The 17,712-nt window shown below is 69.6% G+C and carries 10 protein-coding genes, 2 pseudogenes and 1 riboswitch; of the genes and pseudogenes, 10 read left to right on the top strand and 2 right to left on the bottom strand.

Annotation, left to right across the window (positions count from 1 at the left end):
* Nucleotides 1-38: 38 nt before the first annotated feature.
* The 8 genes and pseudogenes from THESUDRAFT_RS07730 to THESUDRAFT_RS07700 all read left to right on the top strand — a co-directional run bounded on the left by THESUDRAFT_RS07730 (nucleotide 39) and on the right by THESUDRAFT_RS07700 (nucleotide 12,061).
* Complete coding sequence (locus THESUDRAFT_RS07730) at nucleotides 39-1,247, top strand: mechanosensitive ion channel family protein (protein WP_006904211.1); 1,209 nt, start codon at nucleotides 39-41, stop codon at nucleotides 1,245-1,247.
* 190 nt (nucleotides 1,248-1,437) lie between these two features.
* Nucleotides 1,438-1,803: pseudogene (locus THESUDRAFT_RS15295) on the top strand (carboxypeptidase-like regulatory domain-containing protein); the annotation flags it as partial.
* 354 nt (nucleotides 1,804-2,157) lie between these two features.
* Nucleotides 2,158-3,939 (top strand): S-layer homology domain-containing protein, encoded by a 1,782-nt coding sequence (locus THESUDRAFT_RS12965; RefSeq protein WP_242823283.1) that lies wholly within the window; start codon nucleotides 2,158-2,160, stop codon nucleotides 3,937-3,939.
* 235 nt (nucleotides 3,940-4,174) lie between these two features.
* Nucleotides 4,175-6,376: a penicillin-binding transpeptidase domain-containing protein gene (locus THESUDRAFT_RS07720; protein ID WP_156821766.1), complete on the top strand. Its 2,202-nt coding sequence runs from the start codon at nucleotides 4,175-4,177 to the stop codon at nucleotides 6,374-6,376.
* Between the two features lie 61 nt (nucleotides 6,377-6,437).
* A riboswitch (cyclic di-AMP (ydaO/yuaA leader) is annotated at nucleotides 6,438-6,594 on the top strand.
* 10 nt (nucleotides 6,595-6,604) lie between these two features.
* Nucleotides 6,605-8,863 (top strand): amino acid permease, encoded by a 2,259-nt coding sequence (locus THESUDRAFT_RS12375; protein ID WP_006904208.1) that lies wholly within the window; start codon nucleotides 6,605-6,607, stop codon nucleotides 8,861-8,863.
* A 372-nt stretch (nucleotides 8,864-9,235) separates the two neighbouring features.
* Nucleotides 9,236-9,541, top strand: a complete 306-nt coding sequence (locus tag THESUDRAFT_RS15290; RefSeq protein WP_423219087.1) for a helix-turn-helix domain-containing protein — start codon at nucleotides 9,236-9,238, stop codon at nucleotides 9,539-9,541.
* Between the two features lie 50 nt (nucleotides 9,542-9,591).
* Nucleotides 9,592-10,926, top strand: a complete 1,335-nt coding sequence (glnA, locus tag THESUDRAFT_RS07705) for a type I glutamate--ammonia ligase (RefSeq protein WP_006904206.1) — start codon at nucleotides 9,592-9,594, stop codon at nucleotides 10,924-10,926.
* 511 nt (nucleotides 10,927-11,437) lie between these two features.
* A complete protein-coding gene (locus THESUDRAFT_RS07700) occupies nucleotides 11,438-12,061 on the top strand; it encodes an ANTAR domain-containing response regulator (RefSeq protein WP_006904205.1) in 624 nt (207 codons plus the stop codon).
* Between the two features lie 72 nt (nucleotides 12,062-12,133).
* Here the strand turns inward: THESUDRAFT_RS07700 and THESUDRAFT_RS07695 are convergent, their stop codons facing one another.
* Nucleotides 12,134-13,465, bottom strand: a complete 1,332-nt coding sequence (locus tag THESUDRAFT_RS07695; RefSeq protein ID WP_006904204.1) for an ammonium transporter — start codon at nucleotides 13,463-13,465, stop codon at nucleotides 12,134-12,136.
* A 511-nt stretch (nucleotides 13,466-13,976) separates the two neighbouring features.
* Between THESUDRAFT_RS07695 and asnB the strand changes: the two genes are divergently transcribed.
* Nucleotides 13,977-15,824, top strand: a complete 1,848-nt coding sequence (gene asnB / locus THESUDRAFT_RS07690) for an asparagine synthase (glutamine-hydrolyzing) (RefSeq protein ID WP_006904203.1) — start codon at nucleotides 13,977-13,979, stop codon at nucleotides 15,822-15,824.
* 339 nt (nucleotides 15,825-16,163) lie between these two features.
* On the opposite strand, the gene THESUDRAFT_RS07685 is transcribed toward asnB, so the two are convergent.
* Complete coding sequence (locus tag THESUDRAFT_RS07685) at nucleotides 16,164-16,730, bottom strand: YceI family protein (protein WP_006904202.1); 567 nt, start codon at nucleotides 16,728-16,730, stop codon at nucleotides 16,164-16,166.
* 418 nt (nucleotides 16,731-17,148) lie between these two features.
* Here THESUDRAFT_RS07685 and THESUDRAFT_RS07675 point away from each other — a divergent pair.
* A pseudogene (locus tag THESUDRAFT_RS07675) lies at nucleotides 17,149-17,451 on the top strand (winged helix-turn-helix transcriptional regulator); the annotation flags it as partial.
* Between the last annotated feature and the right edge of the window lie 261 nt (nucleotides 17,452-17,712).

Genomic DNA, 17,712 nt, shown 5'->3' with positions numbered 1-17,712 from the left:
CGGCGGTTGCGAAGGATGGTGTGTGGGGAGGTGGAACCGTGACGGGCGAGATGGATCTCTTGGCCATGGCCGCCGCACCCTTCACCCGCTGGCCCATCCTGGGCAATCCTGTCTGGCGCTGGCTCGTGGCCCTGGGCATCGCCGTGGCGGTGCTGCTTTTGCTGTTGCTGGTGCGCGACCGGCTGGCCGGGCGGCTCGCCCACCTGGCCGGCCGGAGCGCCAGTGCCTGGGACGACTTCCTGGTCGAGCTGCTGCAGCGCCGCACCGGGTTCCTCACCCTGCTGGCGGTGGCCGTGTGGGCCGGGTCCCAGGCCCTGCTGATCCCCGAGCCCGTCGCCTTCCGCATCCGCCAGATCACCTCCATCGTGTTGATCCTCCAGGTGGCTCTCTGGGCCAACTACGCCATCGGCTTCTTCCTGACCCGGGCCTTCGAGGCCCGCGGTGACGACGAAGAGGTGGCGGCGGCCCTGGCCGGTGCCCAGCTGCTCTCCCGGGTCGGGCTCTGGACCGTGGTCATCCTGGTGGTGCTGCGGCAGCTGGGCATGGACATCACCGCCCTGGTCGCCGGCTTGGGCATCGCCGGCATCGCGGTGGGCCTGGCCCTGCAGAACGTGCTGGGGGATCTCTTTGCTTCCCTCTCCATCGTGCTTGACAAGCCCTTTGTCGTGGGCGATTTCATCGTGGTCGACAACTTTGCCGGCACCGTCCAGCATGTGGGGATCAAAACCACCCGCGTTCGCGCCCTGACCGGCGAGGAGATCGTCTTCAGCAACGCCGACCTGCTCAAGAGCCGCGTGCGCAACATGAAGCGCATGGCCGAGCGGCGGGTGGAGTTTCGCCTCGGTGTGCCCTACGGGACGCCCGTGGAGAGGCTGGAGCGCATTCCCGCCATGGTGCGGGAGATCATCGAGTCCCAGCCCCACGTGCGCTTCGACCGCGGCCACTTCAAACAATTGGGCGATTCCGCCCTGATCTTCGAGTTCGTGTACTTCGTGACGGACCCCGACTACCTGCTCTACATGGACACCCAGCACGCCATCAACCTGGCCATCTACCGCCGCTTCGGCGAAGAGGGCATCGACTTCGCCTTCCCGACCCAGACGGTCCACGTGGTGGAGGGGGCGGAGAGCATCCCGAGCGAGGTAGCGCGGGCGGCGGGCCCGGCGCCGGTGAGGAACCAGCCCCGGGAGCAGAGTGAGGTGCAGGAGCAGGGCCGGCCGCAGGCTCGGCCGCAGGCGGAGGGTTAGGCTTCAGCCGGTAGTTCGGATCTCAGGTGACTGCAGGGCACGTTCAAGCTGCACAAAGGTCGGTCGCCGGCCGCGCCACCAGAAGGCATGCTCCCTTTTGGGAATGACATGACAAGGTTTGTCATTCGCAGCGGAGTATAATGCCCCCGCACGCTGGGTGCTTGTACTTCTACGCGTGGGGGGAGTCTAAATGGGGCACTTATCTTGGAGGCAGTCGGCCCGTAACCTGTCGCGCTGGTTCGGCCTCGCCATGGCCCTACTCGTCCTGCTGCTCACCAACTTTCACGGCGCCGTTGCAGCTTCACCGGTTACAGCGTTAGGCACCGTGGAAGGGCAAGTCCTAACCCCTTCAGGAGAACCCCTTCCCGGAATCACCGTTGTCCTCAATGCGTGGCGTACAACACAGACGGACGAGAGGGGAATGTTTCGTTTTTTGTTCGTACCGGAAGGGACCCACACAATTGAGGCCATAGAGTTGTACCATGATGAGGAAGGAAGAGAACGGGGAAGGTTTCGGATCTCGAAGGAAATCACGGTTCATTCCGGTAGTACTACGAAAGTTCAAATCCATAGTGTAACTCCTGCGCCTGATGGCTCGCCAACGATGGAGCTGCATTTCCCACGAGAGGGTCAGCACACGGTCTCCTTCGAATCCGAGTCCGGCGTTACAGTGACGGTCGAGATAAATACAACTTGGCCGACTAGGATAGGATCAATTGGACTAGCTCTGCCCAAAGGCGAGTACGAGGTTCATGGTCGTTTAGACTATTCCAGTATTGACTTTGGTGGCTTCCACATCCGGACGGACGAACTTGTAACGCAGACCGTGGTCATTCCGCCATCATACGGATCCACAACGATTTACGTTGTAGATCCGAATGACAACACAACTCTAAGGGATTACTATGGTGTGACTATCATCGATATTTCGGATGGGTCGTATACGTCTTGTCATCTTAGGTCACCGTATGAGGATACATTTTGCATTCCGGTTCGCGAGGGAAGCTACGTTGCAGAATTCAATGTCTTTGTCGATGGTGTCCCGACAACGGTATGGTCGCATGTGGTGGTTGAGGAAAAGCAACAGCCGATTCAGCTGCACGTGCCATCGGCCGAAGGGGTCGGCTACGTCACTGCAGCTCTGACCGACGCTGAGGGACGTCCCGTTTCGTCGAAATTTGATACTGTCATGGAGCGCATTGAGGTGCCCGGCATCGGAAGCATCGAGCGCCCGTTAGGGTGGGTGATCAATGAGTTCGGGAACCTTGCCACCTACGTTGCGGCGGGACATCACCATTGGGTGATTCGTCACGACACATATGAGGAACACGTGGAGTTCGACGTAACACCAGAGCAAGTCGTTGACCTGGGAACCATCGTCGTCGGGCCCGAGCCGGAACCTCCGGCTCCAGAACCGCAACCCGAACCGGTACCGTCTCCTACGCCGGAACCGGCGCCCGTCAGTCCTCCGGTGGTACCCCAGCCGCAGCCCGGTGGACCGCCGGAGTTTGAGATTGCGAAGGACACCCTGAATGAGCAGGGAGATGCGGCGGACGGGGTGATCACCCTTCAGGTGCCGCAGGACCGGCTGGTTGCGATCCGGCCCGAAGTTCGAGATGTGCTTGAGGCTGAAGGGCACGGGTTGCACCTGGTGATGGGGGAGGTGGCCGTAACCCTTGATGCCTCATTCCTTGCGCTGGAGCGCTGGGCTGATGCGGACGGGGCAGCGCGGGTGTTCCTGGACGGTTACCCAGAAGGAGCCGTAAGGTTTCGCCTGGCGGTCGATCCGGTGCAACTACACGACGCGCCAGCGGATCTCGTTCCCGCGGGCCCCGCTTACCGGTTGCGCTGGCAGCTGGTCGGAGCGGATGGTCGCCTGGTCGAGCCGGCCCGCTGGCCGAACTCCCTCTGGGTTTCGTTTGCTCTCAGCGGGACTGAGGATGAAGAACCGGTGGCTGTGTGGCCTCTTGACGTTGCGGGTGACGCGACGGCACAGCCTTCGTGGGCCCGCGGCGATGTCATCCACTTCAGTGCTCAGCGGCCCGGAACCTACATCGCTGCGGTTCGACCCGCGCGGTTTCAAGACACGGCCGGTCATTGGGCCCGTGAAGCCATCGCAACCGCCTATTCGCATGGCATCGTCAGGGGCTTGGACCAGGCAGGCACGCGCTTTGAACCGGGACGTCCCGTGACCCGCCTGGAGTTTGCGGCGATGATCGGACGTACCCTGGGGCTTGAGCCCGATCCCGCCGGGGCCGAGGCCTTTACCGACGTTCGCCATACCTGGGCTGCGGGGCTCGTGGGGGCCGTCCAGAGAGCGGGGGTCACCCAGGGGATCCGCCAGGGTTACTTTGGTGCGGGGGAGACGCTGACACGATTGCAGCTGGCCGTCATGCTAGGGAGAGCGCTGGAGGCCCAAGGAGTCTCGGCTCCGCTGTCCGAACAGGTCCTGGAGAGGTTCCGGGACCGGGAGGAGATTCCCAATTGGGCCGAGCGGCCCCTCGCGACGGCTGTGGCGGCGGGCGTCGCTCGGGGTGACGGCACGGGACGGCTCAATCCTCACTTGCCCGCGACCCGTGCTGAGACGGCCGTCATGTTGATACGGTTTCTGCGAGCATGGCTTGATGCCGTCCCCGCCGGGCTGCCGGCGGCGGGCGGGAACGATCACGGGGGGACAAGTGGTGGAGCCTGACGGGGATGTCGCCGCAGGACACGGGGCACGGCGGACCGTGCGGGGAATCGTATGGAAGATGCTCCCGCCCGGCGGGGGATGGCTGGGGCGACCTCCCGGTGGCTCGCCTGGCCTGACCGGCGGGGGTCCCGGCAGCGATGGGCCGGCAGGCGCCCGCCGGAGTCCCCGCCGGCCGCTGGGGTCCCGGTCACGTTCTGATGGCGCCGCTGTCCTGGTACTGCTGTTGGTCCTCCTCATGAGCCTGCTTCTGGCCGGCTGCAGCCGGGCCCCGGGTCCCGACGCCATCCTGCGCCAGTACCTGGACGCCTGGCAGCGGCAGGACTATGCCGCCATGTACGCCCTGCTGGATGCAGCCAGCCGCGAGGCCATTTCCCAGGACGACTTCGCTGACCGCTACCGCCGGATCGAAGAGGGGATCGAGCGCACGGGTCTCTCGGCGGAGGTTCACGTGCCCGGCGACTTCCGCCCGGAGGGGGATCAGGTGACCCTGTCTTTCACCGCCCGCTGGGAGACGGCCCTGACCGGCGCCTTCGTCCAGGAGTACCAGGCCCAGCTGGTGCGGGAGGAAGAGGGGTGGCGCGTCCGCTGGACGCCGGCCCTGATCTTCCCCGATCTCAAGGAGGGCGACAAGGTGCGGGCCCAGAGCCTGCCGGCCCGGCGAGGCAGCCTGCTGGACCGCAAGGGCCGGCCCCTGGCCCTGGACGAACCGGCCCGCGCCATCGGCCTGGTCCCCGGCAAGATGGCCCCGGATTCCGCCGAACGGCTGGCCAAGGTACTGGGCATTGCCACCGGGGCCGTGGAAAAGCAACTAGGGCAGCCCTGGGTCCGGGACGACCTGTTCGTCCCCATCGTGACCTGGCCGGAATCCCGGGCGGAAGCGGCGGAGGAGGATCTGCTGGCCATCCCCGGCGTCCTCATCAGCTCCAGCCGCGAGACGGCCCGCTGGTACCCCCACGGCGCCCTGGCCGCCCATACCCTGGGCTACACCGGCCCCATCACCGCCGAGGAATTGACGGACGAGCGGCGGCAGGCCGGGTACGGCCGCAACGACCGGATCGGCAAGCAGGGCCTGGAACGGGCGCTGGAGGAAGACCTTCGGGGCCGGCGGGGCGGGCGCATCTGGATCGAGCGGGAGGACGGCAGCGACGGTCCCGAGATCGCCCGCCGCGAGGCCCAGGCCGGACGGGACCTGCAGCTGACCCTGGACCTGGACGTCCAGCGGGCGGTGGAACGGGCCCTGAACGAAACCCTGGGTTCCGCCGGAGCCGGCGCAGGGGGAAGGGGCCGCGGCCAACTGGACGGCCAGGCGGCGGCGGTGGTCCTTGACCCGGCCACGGGGGAGGTGCTGGCCCTGGCCAGCCGCCCCGGGTTCGACCCCAACCGGCTGGCGGACGGCATCACTGCGGAGGAGTGGCAGGCGCTCAGCGACGATCCCCGCTCGCCCCTCTATCACAAGGCCCTGGCCGCCCTGACGCCGGGGTCGACCTTCAAGCCCTTCACCGCGGCCGTGGCCCTGGATGAGGGCGTCATCGCCCCCGACACGGACTTCGGCCCAAGCCCCGAGCAGTGGCAGAAGGACGCCTCGTGGGGTGATTACTACGTCCGCCGCGTGCCCCACCCGCCGGGGCGCGTCGACCTGATCCGCGCCCTGGTGTGGTCCGATAACGTCTACTTCGCCCGGGCCGGCCTTGCCCTGGGAGCGGAGCGCTTCCAGCGGGGCCTGACCCGCTTCGGGCTGGGGGAGGAGGTGCCCTTCGTCCTGGGCGTGGTGCCGGGCCGGGTGGCCGGCGAGGGCGGGATCCAGGGCGAGATCCAGCTGGCCGACAGCGCCTACGGCCAGGGGCAGGTGCAGGTGAGCCCGCTGCAGCTGGCGGCCATGTACACCGCGTTCCTCCATGACGGGGACGTCCTGCGGCCGCGCCTCCTGCTGGACGAACCGGCCTCCGGCCAGCCGGCCGGGACGGCATCCGGCCAGCCTGCGGGCACCGCGGCTGGCCAGCCGGAGGGCACGGGGTCCAGCCCGCCTGCCGGTGCAGCCGCCGGTCCGTCGTCCGCTGCGCCGCCCGGCTCGCGGGAAGGTGAGCTGCCCGGCGGCCCCATCTGGAAGCAAGGGGCGGCCCGCCCGGAGACGGCTCAGGTGATCCGCCAGGCGCTCCGCCAGGTGGTGGCGGACCCCACGGGCACCGCCCACAGCCTGGCGTCCCTCCGGGGCTGGGTGGTTTCGGGCAAGACCGGCACCGCCCAGGTGACCGGCGGGGAGCAGGGAGCCCGCTGGCGCTGGTTCGCCGGATGGGCGAGCCCGGCCGGGTCCGGCGAGCCGCGGCTTCTGATGGTGTTCGCCATTCACCAGCAGGGGGCGGCGGACGAGGGCAGCCCCAACCCCGCCGTGGTGGCGGCCCGGCGCCTCCTGGAAGCGTGGCGCCCCGAGGCCGATTGACCCTCTTGACAAGCGGCGCCCCTGCAGGTTCAGACTCGGTGGTATGGGGCTCGCTTGAGCCCCCAACCGAACGCCGAATCCCCGAACCGGGGAGCGGGGGACCCACCTCTGGGGTGAATCCGGTGCCCGGCCGAAGTTGCGGGCCGGCCGGGACCGGTAGGGCGACTGTGGCCGCCCGAACCCGGCAGCTAACCTCGCAGGCGTGGCTGCAGGAGGCGCATGGGCGGGATGGATCGAAAATCGGCGCCGGCCGCTCCGGCCCGGTCCGGGAGCGGGAATGGCCGCTGGCAGGCGCCGGGTCCCGAGCTGATCCGGCGTTTCAAGCGGATCGTGTTCGGGCGCCCAAGGCGCACCGATGAGGAGCAGGCCGAGCGGCTTCCGGTTCTCACGGGCCTGGCCGTGTTCTTCAGTGACGCTCTCTCATCGGTGGGATACGGTCCCGAGGAGATCCTCTTCGTCCTGGCGGCCGCCGGGACGGCCGGCATGGCCTACGGTCTCTCGGTAGCGGCCGCCATCGTGCTGCTGATCCTCATCGTCTCCGCTTCCTACATTCAGATCATCTATGCCTACCCGGCCGGAGGCGGCGCCTATGCCGTGGCCCGCGAGAACCTGGGCGAGATCGCGGGGCTGGTGGCGGCCGCGGCGCTGCTGGTCGACTACCTGCTTACCGTGGCGGTGTCCGTGGCTGCGGGCGTCGGATCCCTGGCGGCGGGGCTGCCCGCCCTGCGGGGCCACGAGACGGCCCTGGCGGTGGTGGCGGTCCTGGTGATCGCGTGGCTCAACCTCCGGGGTGTCCGCGAGTCGGGCACCGCTGTGGCCATCCCGGTGTACGGGTTCGTCCTGGTCACCGGCGCGCTGGTGGCGGCGGGGCTGGTTCAGCTGGCCCGCGGGGCCTGGCATCCGGGGGTCGACCCGGCCCAGGGCTTCCGATTCGCCCACCTGCCGTGGGCCGGCCCGGGTGTCAGCCTGTTCCTCCTGCTGCGGGCTTTCGCGTCCGGCACGGCGACCCTGACGGGGCTGGAGGCGGTGGCCAACGGCGTCAAGGCCTTCCGCCAGCCCGAGGCCCGCAACGCGGCCCGGACCATGGCCCTGGGCCGCACCCTGCTGGCGGTCCTGTTTGCCGGGCTGATGATCCTGGCCACCGGGCTGCACGTGGCGCCCCGGGAGGGGGAGACCGTCCTCAGTCAGATGGCGCGGGCGGTCTTTGGCGGCGGTGTGATGTATTACGCCGTCGTGGTGGGCACCATGGTGATCCTGCTCCTGGCGGCCAACACCGCCTTCGCCGGCTTTCCCCGGCTGCTGGCCATCCTGGCCCGGGACGGGTACGTGTCGCGGCGCTTTGCCAATCTTGGTGACACGCTGGTGCACAACCTGGGCATTGCCCTGCTGGCCCTGGCGTCGTCCCTGCTGCTGGTCCTGTTCCGCGGCAGCACCCACCGCCTGATCCCGCTCTATGCGGTGGGAGTCTTCACCGCCTTCACCCTGTCCCAGACGGGCATGGTGGTGCACTGGCTGCGGGAGATGCGGGCCCGTCGGGCGGCGCTGGCGGAGGAACGGGCGCGGAAGACGGCGCTTGCGGAGGAACGGGCGCGCCGGGCGGCGCTTACGGAGGAGCGAGCGGGAAAGGCGGCCCCGGCGGAGGAGCGGGCGCGGAAGGCGGCGCTCCCGGAGGAGCAAGCGGGAAAGGCAGCCCTGGCGGAGGAGCCGGCGCGACAGGCGGCCCTTGCCCAGCCGCGGGCCGGCGGGGGCACGGCCGGGGGCCGCAGCGCAGGTCCCGCGGTCCTGCCGCTGCTCTGGCCCCTGGCCATCAACGGCCTGGGGGCCGTGGCCTGCGCCGTGGTCCTGGCCGTGGTGATCGTCACCAAGTTCCTGCTGGGCGGCTGGGTGGCGGTGCTGCTGGTCCCCCTGCTGGTGGGGTACTTCCTTTCGGTACGCAACTACTATCGCCGGTTCCTCGATCGGATCGCGGCCCTGGACATCGAGCACATGCGCATCGACGACCCCGGCCGCATGCTGGTGGTGCTGACGGTGGGGGCCCTGTCGCCGGTGATCCGCCACGCGGCGCGGGTGGCGCGGCGGCTGGGCGGCGACGTGGTTGCCGTCCACGTGGCGGTCGACCCGGCCTATGCCCAGCAGCTGCGGCGGGAATGGCGGCCCGACCGGGCCGGAGGGATTCCGCTGGAGATCCTGGAATCGCCCTACCGCAGCCTGGTAGACCCCCTGCGGGAGTACCTGGACCGGCGCCTGGCCGAGCAACCGGGCCGCGTGATCAACCTCCTGGTGCCGGTGATCGTGACGAACGATCCCTTCGACGCGTACCTGCACAACGGGACGGCGAATCAGATCGTGCGCGAGCTGGTCTACACCGACGGGGTGCTGATCACGCTGATCCCGTTCTACGTTGACATCCTGGGCAACGGCAACGGCCACGGCAACGGGCACGGCAACGGCCATGGCCATGGCCACGGACGCGGACACGGTAACTGACACGGTAACTGACACGGCAACTGACACGGCATTGGCCACCGCGACGGACCCTAGCCTCTGTCAACGGGGCCATGGGACCGTGCACGACGGCGGCCGCGGCGAGCCGCACCGAAACCGCTGCAGCCCGCCGCACCGAAAGAGCGGTACCCGGCGCACCGAAACGGCCGCGGCGCACCGAAACGGCCGCGGCCAGCCGCGCCGCAATGGCCCCCACGATCCCGTTGACACCGCCCCCGCCCGTGCATATACTGGCACCAGATCTTGACGCGGCTGCCACAACGGCGTGGCGGCATTCCGGTGGGCAACGGCGCCCCTGCAGGTTCGACCTGCAGGGGCTTTGTCGTTTCGAGGAGGTGAGGGAACGTGTTTACCATGGGCGCAGCGGAGCGGCTAACGGGACTGACCCAGCGGCAAATCCGGTACTACGAGGCCAAGGGCTTGGTCCGCCTTGCGCGCAGTCCCTCCGGACAACGCCTGCTCACGGCCAGGGACATCCGGCAACTGCGTCGCATCCGGTGGCTCCTGCAACAGGGGCACAACGTTCACACCATGCGGGTCATACTGGCCGCTGACGGCGCAGGGCTGCAGCCGCAGCGGGGCGCCCGGGAAAATGGGGGGCAATGGGTAAACAACAAGGGTCGCAGCACGGCATCGCCACGGACCGTCGTCGGACGCTGATTGTATGCACCGGCCCAAGCCTGGGTCAATCGCTGAGAGGAGGAACCGGCGTGAAGAAGATGTCCCCTGGCGACATCAAGGCCGCCATCCGCGACATGAACATCGGCACCATCAGCCTGCAGTTCACCGACATCCTGGGCACGGTCAAGCACGTGGAGATCCCGGCGGAGCAGATCGACAAGGCGCTGGCGGGCGAGCTGATGTTCGACGGCTCGTCCATCGAGGGGTTCGTCCGGATCGAGGAGTCGGACATGTACCTGCGGCCGGACCCGGCGACCTTCGTCATCCTGCCCTGGAAGACCCGCGAGGGCCGGCGCACCGCGCGCCTGATCTGCGACGTCTACAACCCCGACGGCACGCCCTTCGAGGGCGACCCGCGGTACGTGCTCAAGCGGGTGGTGGCCGAGGCGGCGGAGATGGGGTACGTGATGAACGTCGGCCCCGAGCCGGAGTTCTTCCTGTTCGACCGGGCGGCGGCGGAGCAGGCCCGGCCCGCGACCCTGGACCACGCCGGCTACTTCGACCTGGCCCCGGTGGACAAGGGCGAGGAGGTCCGGGCGGAGATCGTCCTCACCCTGCAGGAGATGGGCTTCGAGATCGAGGCCGCCCACCACGAGGTGGCGCCGTCCCAGCACGAGATCGACTTCAAGTACGCCGACGCCGTGACCACCGCGGACAACATCGCCACCTTCCGCAGCGTGGTGCGTACCATCGCCCTGCAGCACGGCCTGCACGCCACCTTCATGCCCAAGCCCCTCTACGGCGAGAACGGCTCGGGCATGCACCTGCACCAGTCCCTCTTCCGCGGCGACCAGAACGCCTTCTACGACCCCAATACCCCGGACCGGCTGAGCGAAGTCTGCAAGCAGTACATCGCCGGCATCATGGAGCACGCGCGGGCCATCACCGCGGTGACGAACCCGCTGGTCAACTCCTACAAGCGGCTGGTGCCGGGGTATGAGGCGCCGGTGTACGTGGCCTGGTCGTACCGCAACCGCAGTCCCATGATCCGCATCCCGGCCAAGCGCGGGCTCAGCACCCGCATCGAGCTGCGCTCCCCCGATCCCTCCTGCAACCCCTACCTGGCCCTGGCCGTGATCCTCAAGGCGGGCCTGGACGGCATCAAGCGGCGCCTGACCCCGCCCGATCCCGTGGAGGGCAACATCTACCACATGCCCCAGGCCGAGCGGGACGAACTGGGCATCGCCAGCCTGCCCGGGTCGCTGGCCGAAGCCATCCAGGCCCTGGAGCAGGATCCGCTGATCCTGGAGGCGCTGGGCAGCCACGTGGCCTCCCGCTACCTGGAGGCGAAGAAGATCGAATGGGACGTCTACCGCACCCAGATCTCGCCGTGGGAGCTCCAGGAGTATCTGGCGAAGTATTGACCGGTTGACGGGTTCTTGATACCAGCGGCTTCCTCCGCCGGCCACGCCGGGGAGGAGGGCCCTGTCGCCAGCGCCGGCCGGGACCGTGCCCCTGCAGCACGGTCCCGGCCGCATTGGTTCCAGGCCCACCCACGGGAGCGCCTGTGCGCCCGGCCGCACCGGAGCGGACCGGCGCCGGGCGGTGGTCCCTTGGCTGGTGGACGGGGACGTTGCTGGGGTTCCCGCGGTTCCCGGTTCCCTGGATGGGCGGAGGGCGGCGGGCGGGGCCCGGCAGGCCGGGGGGCATCCTCAACGGCCGGCCGGCGCCGTATGATAGCGGGGAGGCGCGGCGTCCCGGCGGAGCGGGACCCCGCGCCGCCGGGACGGAGGCGACGCGGGCGAGAGAGACGCGGGCCCCCGCCCTGGTCGCACCAGGGCGGGCATGGCGCTCCGGCAGGGCGGCCGGTCCCTTTCGGGGGCGAGGTCCCCGGCCGGGGCGCTGGTGGAGCCGGCAGAAGGCGGGAGGCAAGGGATGAACAAGCCGGAAGTCATCGTCTTCGGCTTCGACCCCGCAGGCCCCGGGGGCCGCTTGCCCGGGGCCCTCCTGGATACGGGGTGGCCCATCCTGGTGCAGGTGGGGTGGCCGTCGGAACAGTGGCTTGCCCGCCAGCAAGCCGACCTGTTCGTCATGCGTCCCGCGGGCATCGAGCGCCCCGCCGAGCGCACCCGGACCCTGGGCCGGGTGACGGGCAGGCCCGTGCTGTGGATGGTGGATCCTGGGGACCCGGAGCCCGAGGGATTGTGGCAGCATCTGGCCTCGGAGGATTGGCCGGTCTGGGCGTTGCTCCCCGCCGACGCCCCCAAGTGGCAGCTGGTGGCCGTCTGCCGGGCGCTGATGGGCAGCGCCGGGCGCCTGCAGCAGGCCCGGCAGATGGTGGACGAAGCGATGCGGAAGCTGGAGGACCGGAAGATCATCGAACGGGCCAAGGGCATCCTCATGGACCGGTTCGACCTGGCCGAATCCGAGGCGTACAAGCGGCTGCGCGACACGGCCATGCGCCAGCGCAAGCCCTTGCGCGAGATTGCGCAGAGCATCATCGAGTTCACCGCCCTGGACGAGACCGGGTCCCGCCGCTCCGGACGCGGGCGGCGGTAGGGAGAACGCACCGACCCGCAAGGCCGGTGGCCTTGCGGGCCGGTGCGGGGCCGTGGGGAATGTCCCCTGGATTCAGTCGCCGCCGCCACGGGCGGACGCCGGAGCCGGTGCCATCACGGGTGTGCTCGGCAGGGGCGCCACCTCTTGCGCCGTCGCGGCGGCGGCGACAAACTCGGGATACGCCACGGTGTCGTGCTCGCCCAGGTCGAGGCCGTGCTCTTCTTCCTGGGGCGTCACCCGCAGGCCCATGGTGGCCTTGATCAGGGCGAATGTGACGTAGGAGGCGGCGAAGGTCCACACGGCCACCGCGACCACCCCGATGAACTGGGCGACCAGCAGCTGGCTGCCGCCACCGAAGAGCAGGCCCTGTTCCTCATGGAAGAGGCCGACCGCCAGGGTGCCCCAGACGCCGGCGGCACCATGGACGGGGATGGCGCCGACCGCATCGTCCACGTGCCACCGCTCCAGAAGGGCCGTTCCTGCGAGGACGGCGAGGCCGCCCACGCCGCCGATGACGATCGAGCTGGCAGGGCTCACCCAGGCCGTTCCGGCGGTGATGGCCACCAGCCCGCCCAGGGCGCCGTTGAGGGAGGCCTCCACGTCGGGCTTGCCCTGCTTGAGCCACGCCGCCAGCAAGGCCGCCAGGGCACCGGCCGCCGCCCCCAGGTTGGTGGTCACGGCGATGCGGGCGATGTTGGCATCGGTGGCAGCCAGGGTGCTGCCGGGGTTGAAGCCGAACCAGCCGAACCAGAGGATGAAGACGCCCAGGGCCGCGAGGGTGACGCTGTGACCGCGAATCTTGTGGGGCCGCCCGTCAGGGCCGAAGCGCCCCAACCGGGGACCCAGCAGGATGAGGCCGGCCAGCGCCGCCCACGCACCGACGGAATGCACCACCGTCGAGCCCGCGAAGTCCAGCATGCCGAGTTGGGCGAGCCATCCCCCGCCCCAGATCCAGTGCCCGACCACCGGGTAGATCAGCATGGACATGACCGCGCTGAAGACCAGGTAGGAGGCGAACTTCGTCCGTTCGGCCATGGCGCCCGAGACGATGGTGGCCGAAGTACCGGCAAAGACCGTCTGGAACATGAGGAACGCCAACAGAGGCAGCGACAGGTCAAGGTGGCCGAAGCCCGCCTCCTGGCTGAACCAGCCCGTCGTCCCGACCAGCCCGGCGGCGTCGGCTCCGAACATCAGGGCGAAACCGATGGCCCAGTAAGCCAGCGAGGCGACGGCGAAGTCCATCAGGTTCTTCAGGACGATGTTGGCCGCGTTCTTGGCGCGCGTGAAGCCCGCTTCGACCAGTGCAAAACCCGCCTGCATGAAAAAGACCAGAAAGGCGGCCAACAACGTCCACGCCGTGTTGAGGGCAACCGCCACCGCGTCGGCACTGACGGCCTCGGGCATGACCCTCACTCCCTCCCACGAGCTGTAAGCCGAGCACAGCAGCAGGGACCGCGACAACAAGCAAAGCCCACCCGCAGCGCTGCGGCTGCAGGTGGGCTCCGTTGCCCGTGGCGGACGCCGCTGTCCTGCCCCGGCCCTGCCTGCGCGCCCCCCCGCCTGCGGGGGACGCTGCAGGTCGACCTCACTTCCGAAGATAGGCACCTCCTGCAGGGCCGTCAACGATCCCGCCCTGACCCGCCCCTGACCATCCCCTGACCAGAAGATGACGGTCGGAGAAGCCTGGAGGAGCGCCGCCGGGCGCCACCCCTACGGGCCGGCCGCTGCCGTGCCCGCGCCTGGACCGCCGACGCCTCGGGCGGGCCGGCCGGAGGGACAGGCACGGCCCGGGGAAGCCCGCGTACCATGGCCCAGGCAGGATGGGCACCTGCCCGGCCTCGCCCAGGAAGGGCCCTGCCGGCCAGTCTGCGGTTTGGGGCCGGGCCTGCCGCCTGCCAGAGGAGGTCGAAACCCCATGTGCGGTATCGCGGGCTGGATCGACTGGGAGCGGGATCTCACCCGGGAGGGGGCCGTGCTGAAAGCCATGACCGGCACCCTTGCATGCCGTGGCCCGGACGACGACGGGTACTGGGTCTCCCGCCACGCCGCCATCGGTCACCGGCGCCTGATCGTCATCGACCCGGCCGGCGGCGCACAGCCCATGGTGCGGGAGCGGGGCGGCGGCCCCGTGGTCCTGACGTACAACGGCGAGCTCTACAACACGGCCGAGCTGCGCCAGGAGCTGGCGGCCCTGGGCCACACCTTCACGACCCGCTCTGACACCGAGGTGGTGCTGGCGGCCTACCTGGCCTGGGGCGAGCGGGCGCCGGCCAGGCTCAACGGCATCTTCGCCTTCGCCGTGTGGGATGAGGGCGCCCAGCGGCTCTTCCTGGCCCGGGATCACTTCGGCATCAAGCCGCTGTTCTTCTTCGCGCGGGGCGGGACCCTGGTGTTCGGGTCGGAACTCAAGGCCCTCCTGGCCCATCCGGCGGTGGAACCGGTGGTGGACGCGGAGGGCCTGGCCGAGATCTTCGCCGTCGGCCCCGCCCGGACCCCGGGGCACGGCATCTTCCGCGGGGTGCGGGAGGTCCTGCCCGGCCACTATGTGATCTTCGATCGGCGCGGCCTGCGCCAGGGCCCTTACTGGCAGCTGGAGAGCCGGCCCCACACCGACGGCCTTGTGGAGACGGTGGCGACGGTGCGCGACCTGCTGGCCGACGCCGTCCGCCGCCAGCTGGTCTCCGACGTCCCGCTGGGCACGCTGCTTTCGGGCGGTCTCGATTCCAGCGCCGTCACCGCCCTGGCCGTCCGGGCGTTGGCCGGCGCAGGGCAGGCGGACCCCCTGCGGACCTTCTCCGTCGACTACGAGGGCAACGACCGGTTCTTCCAGCCCAACGACTTCCAGCCCGAGGCCGACGCCCCCTACGTCGAGCTGATGGCCCGCACCCTGGGGACCCGGCACCGGGTGGTGCGGCTGTCGACCGCGGCCCTGGTGGAGGCCTTGCCCGCGGCCATGACGGCCCGCGACCTGCCCGGCATGGCCGACATCGACGCCTCGCTGCTGCTCTTCTGCCAGGAGATCAAGCGCGACGTCACCGTCGCCCTCTCGGGGGAGTGCGCCGACGAGGTGTTCTGCGGGTATCCCTGGTTCTACCGCCAGGACGCGCTAGAGGCCCGGACCTTCCCCTGGTCCTTGAAGGTGGACGCCCGCCTGCAGGTGCTGCACCCGGAGCTGCGGGCCCGGCTCCGCCCCGAGGAGTACCTGGCCGAACGGTACCGGGAGGCCCTGGCGGAGGTGCCGCGGCTGGAGGGGGAAGAACCGGCCGCCGCCCGCGTCCGGGAGATCGCCTACCTGACCCTCACCCGCTGGATGCCGGTGCTGCTCGACCGCAACGACCGGATGAGCATGGCCGTGGGGCTGGAGGTGCGGGTGCCCTTCTGCGATCCCCGGCTGGTGGAGTACGTGTGGAACGTGCCGTGGGAGCTCAAGACCCTGAGCGGCCGGGAGAAGGGCCTGCTGCGCCATGCCCTGGAGGGCATCCTGCCGCCGGAGGTGCTCTGGCGCAAGAAGAGCCCGTACCCCAAGACCTTCAACCCCGCCTACCTGGCGGCCATGCAGGCCTGGATGCGCTCCATCCTGGACGATCCGGCCTCGCCCCTGCGGCCGCTGATCGATGAGGCGGCGGTGCGGCAGCTGGTGGAGGCGGAAGGGGAGTTCGACATCCCCTGGTTCGGCCAGCTGATGCGCCGGCCGCAGATGCTGGCCTACCTGGCCCAGGTGGACCTGTGGCTCCGCAAGTACAAGGTCCGGATCGAGGTCTGAGCGCGGGGCGGTGGCCATGCGGCTGCCACGGCGGTGGTGTGAGGGCGGGTCGGACGGCCGTGGCGGGCAGAGGACTCCTTCTCAGGCGGCCGGACGGGCTACAACGGCCGGGTCGATCCTGGCGGCCGGATCGACCGCAGCGGCGCGGCCGGCAGGAGCGACGGCGTGCGGCCCGGTAGGCAGGGCGAACATGGACCCCGGAGCGCGAAGGGGAAGGACGGCGGGAGAGGCTCAAGGCGCGAGGGATGACGATAGGGCGGCCCGGGATGTCCCGGGTCGCCCTATCGTGGTTCGGGTTCCGGTTCGACTTCCGCTTGGTGCTCCTCTTGGGCTGCGACCTCAGCCCTGGTTCGCGCCCTGCTGGACCAGCTCGACGTCCACCGACACGCGGACCTCGTCACCCACCAGGACGCCGCCCGACTCCAGCAGCATGTTCCACTGCAGGCCGAAGTCCTTGCGGTTGACCTTGGTCTCGGCGTGGAAGGCCACCCGCTGGTTGCCCCACGGGTCCTTGCCGCCGCCTTCGTAGGTCAGGTCCCAGGTGACCTCCTTGGTCACGCCGCGGATGGAGAGGTCGCCTGTGACCTTGTAGCGGTTCTCGCCGGTCTTCTCGATGCGGGTGCTGCGGAACTCGATATGCGGATAGTTGGCCACGTCGAAGAAGTCCGCCGAACGCAGGTGCTCGTCCCGCTGGGGCTCGCGGGTGTCCACGGTGGAGGCGTCGATCCGGACCTCCAGCCGGGCGCCCTGGCTCAGGTCGTCGATGTTCGGCGCGTCGAGGTAGCCCTCGATCTTGCCGAAGTGCCCCTTCACCGTGGAGATCATCATGTGCCGGACGGCGAACTCCACGGTGCTGTGGGAAGCGTCGATGGTCCACCGCGTGGCGGTGGCTGCAGCTTCGGCCACGATCCCGACCTCCTGTCGTCCCTGGGCCGGGTTCGTCCGGAAGGGATAGTAACGAACCGACCGGCCCATAACTTACTTTAGTGAAGCAACTCTATCCTATAGTGTCGCTTCCCAGGTCGTCAATGGGAGTGCTACGATGGAGATGGCCGTGACACCGGTCATCCCTGTTTCCCGGCGCCACCGGGTCCCCCAGGATGATGCCGGTCCCCCGGCAGGTCCCGGGGCAGCCTACTGGCAGGGGCCGGCCCTTGTCGGCGGCCGGTGCCGGGTGGTCCGGTACAGGTGGCCTGGAGGGCGTCCTGCGCCGCGCCCGGGCAAGCCGCCGGCCGGGCGGATCCGGAAGAGGTGCAGCGCGCCCGCCGGGCCAGCGAGGCCATCGTGCGCGAGGCGGCCCAGCGAAAGGAGGTAGCCACCGGCCGTGGATCCCGTCAAAGTGTGCCCGCGCTACGAGCAGGCCGTGCAGATCCTGGGCAAGAAGTGGACGGGCCTGATCCTGCGCATCCTCCTCACCGGGAAGAAGCGCTTCTGCGACTTCAAGGCCAGCCTGCCCGAGATGAGCGACCGCATGCTCTCGGAGCGGCTCAAGGAACTGGAGGAAGCCGGGATCCTCGCCCGTCACGTGCGGGACACGCGGCCCGTGCTGATCGAGTACGAGCTGACCGAGAAGGGGCGGGCCCTGGAGCCGGTGGTGGTTGCCATCCAGGCGTGGGCCGACCGGTGGTGCGACGGGGTGACCGCCGAACCCGCTGCCGGGGAGACGGGCGAGGGGGACGGTGGCGGCGACGGCGGCGGCGGGGACCGGGACGCCGCTCCCGCCGGGCACGGACAGGCCGGTCCGGACGCCGGCGGCGGTGGCGGCTCCGGCTCCCAGTGAAGGCGGCGGCACGACGGGCCACCTGCCCGCCCGGTGCTCCTTGCCAGGCCTGCCGGCCGCCGGTCTGGCCATGGATCCCCACCCGGCAGTGATCTGAGGCGCCGTTCC

Origin of the sequence: Thermaerobacter subterraneus DSM 13965, assembly GCF_000183545.2 — a bacterium.
Taxonomy (GTDB): Bacteria; Bacillota; Sulfobacillia; order Thermaerobacterales; family Thermaerobacteraceae; genus Thermaerobacter; species Thermaerobacter subterraneus.
This window is presented reverse-complemented; position numbering and strand designations above follow the sequence as displayed.

What these genes read in the sequence shown, in the direction of transcription:
- THESUDRAFT_RS07720 (WP_156821766.1), top strand. Translation starts at nt 4,175, where the DNA reads ATGAGCCTGCTTCTGGCCGGCTGCAGCCGGGCCCCGGGTCCCGACGCC.
- THESUDRAFT_RS12375 (WP_006904208.1), top strand. Translation starts at nt 6,605, where the DNA reads ATGGATCGAAAATCGGCGCCGGCCGCTCCGGCCCGGTCCGGGAGCGGG.
- THESUDRAFT_RS15290 (WP_423219087.1), top strand. Translation starts at nt 9,236, where the DNA reads ATGGGCGCAGCGGAGCGGCTAACGGGACTGACCCAGCGGCAAATCCGG.
- THESUDRAFT_RS07700 (WP_006904205.1), top strand. Translation starts at nt 11,438, where the DNA reads ATGAACAAGCCGGAAGTCATCGTCTTCGGCTTCGACCCCGCAGGCCCC.
- THESUDRAFT_RS07695 (WP_006904204.1), bottom strand. Translation starts at nt 13,465, where the DNA reads ATGCCCGAGGCCGTCAGTGCCGACGCGGTGGCGGTTGCCCTCAACACG.
- asnB (WP_006904203.1), top strand. Translation starts at nt 13,977, where the DNA reads ATGTGCGGTATCGCGGGCTGGATCGACTGGGAGCGGGATCTCACCCGG.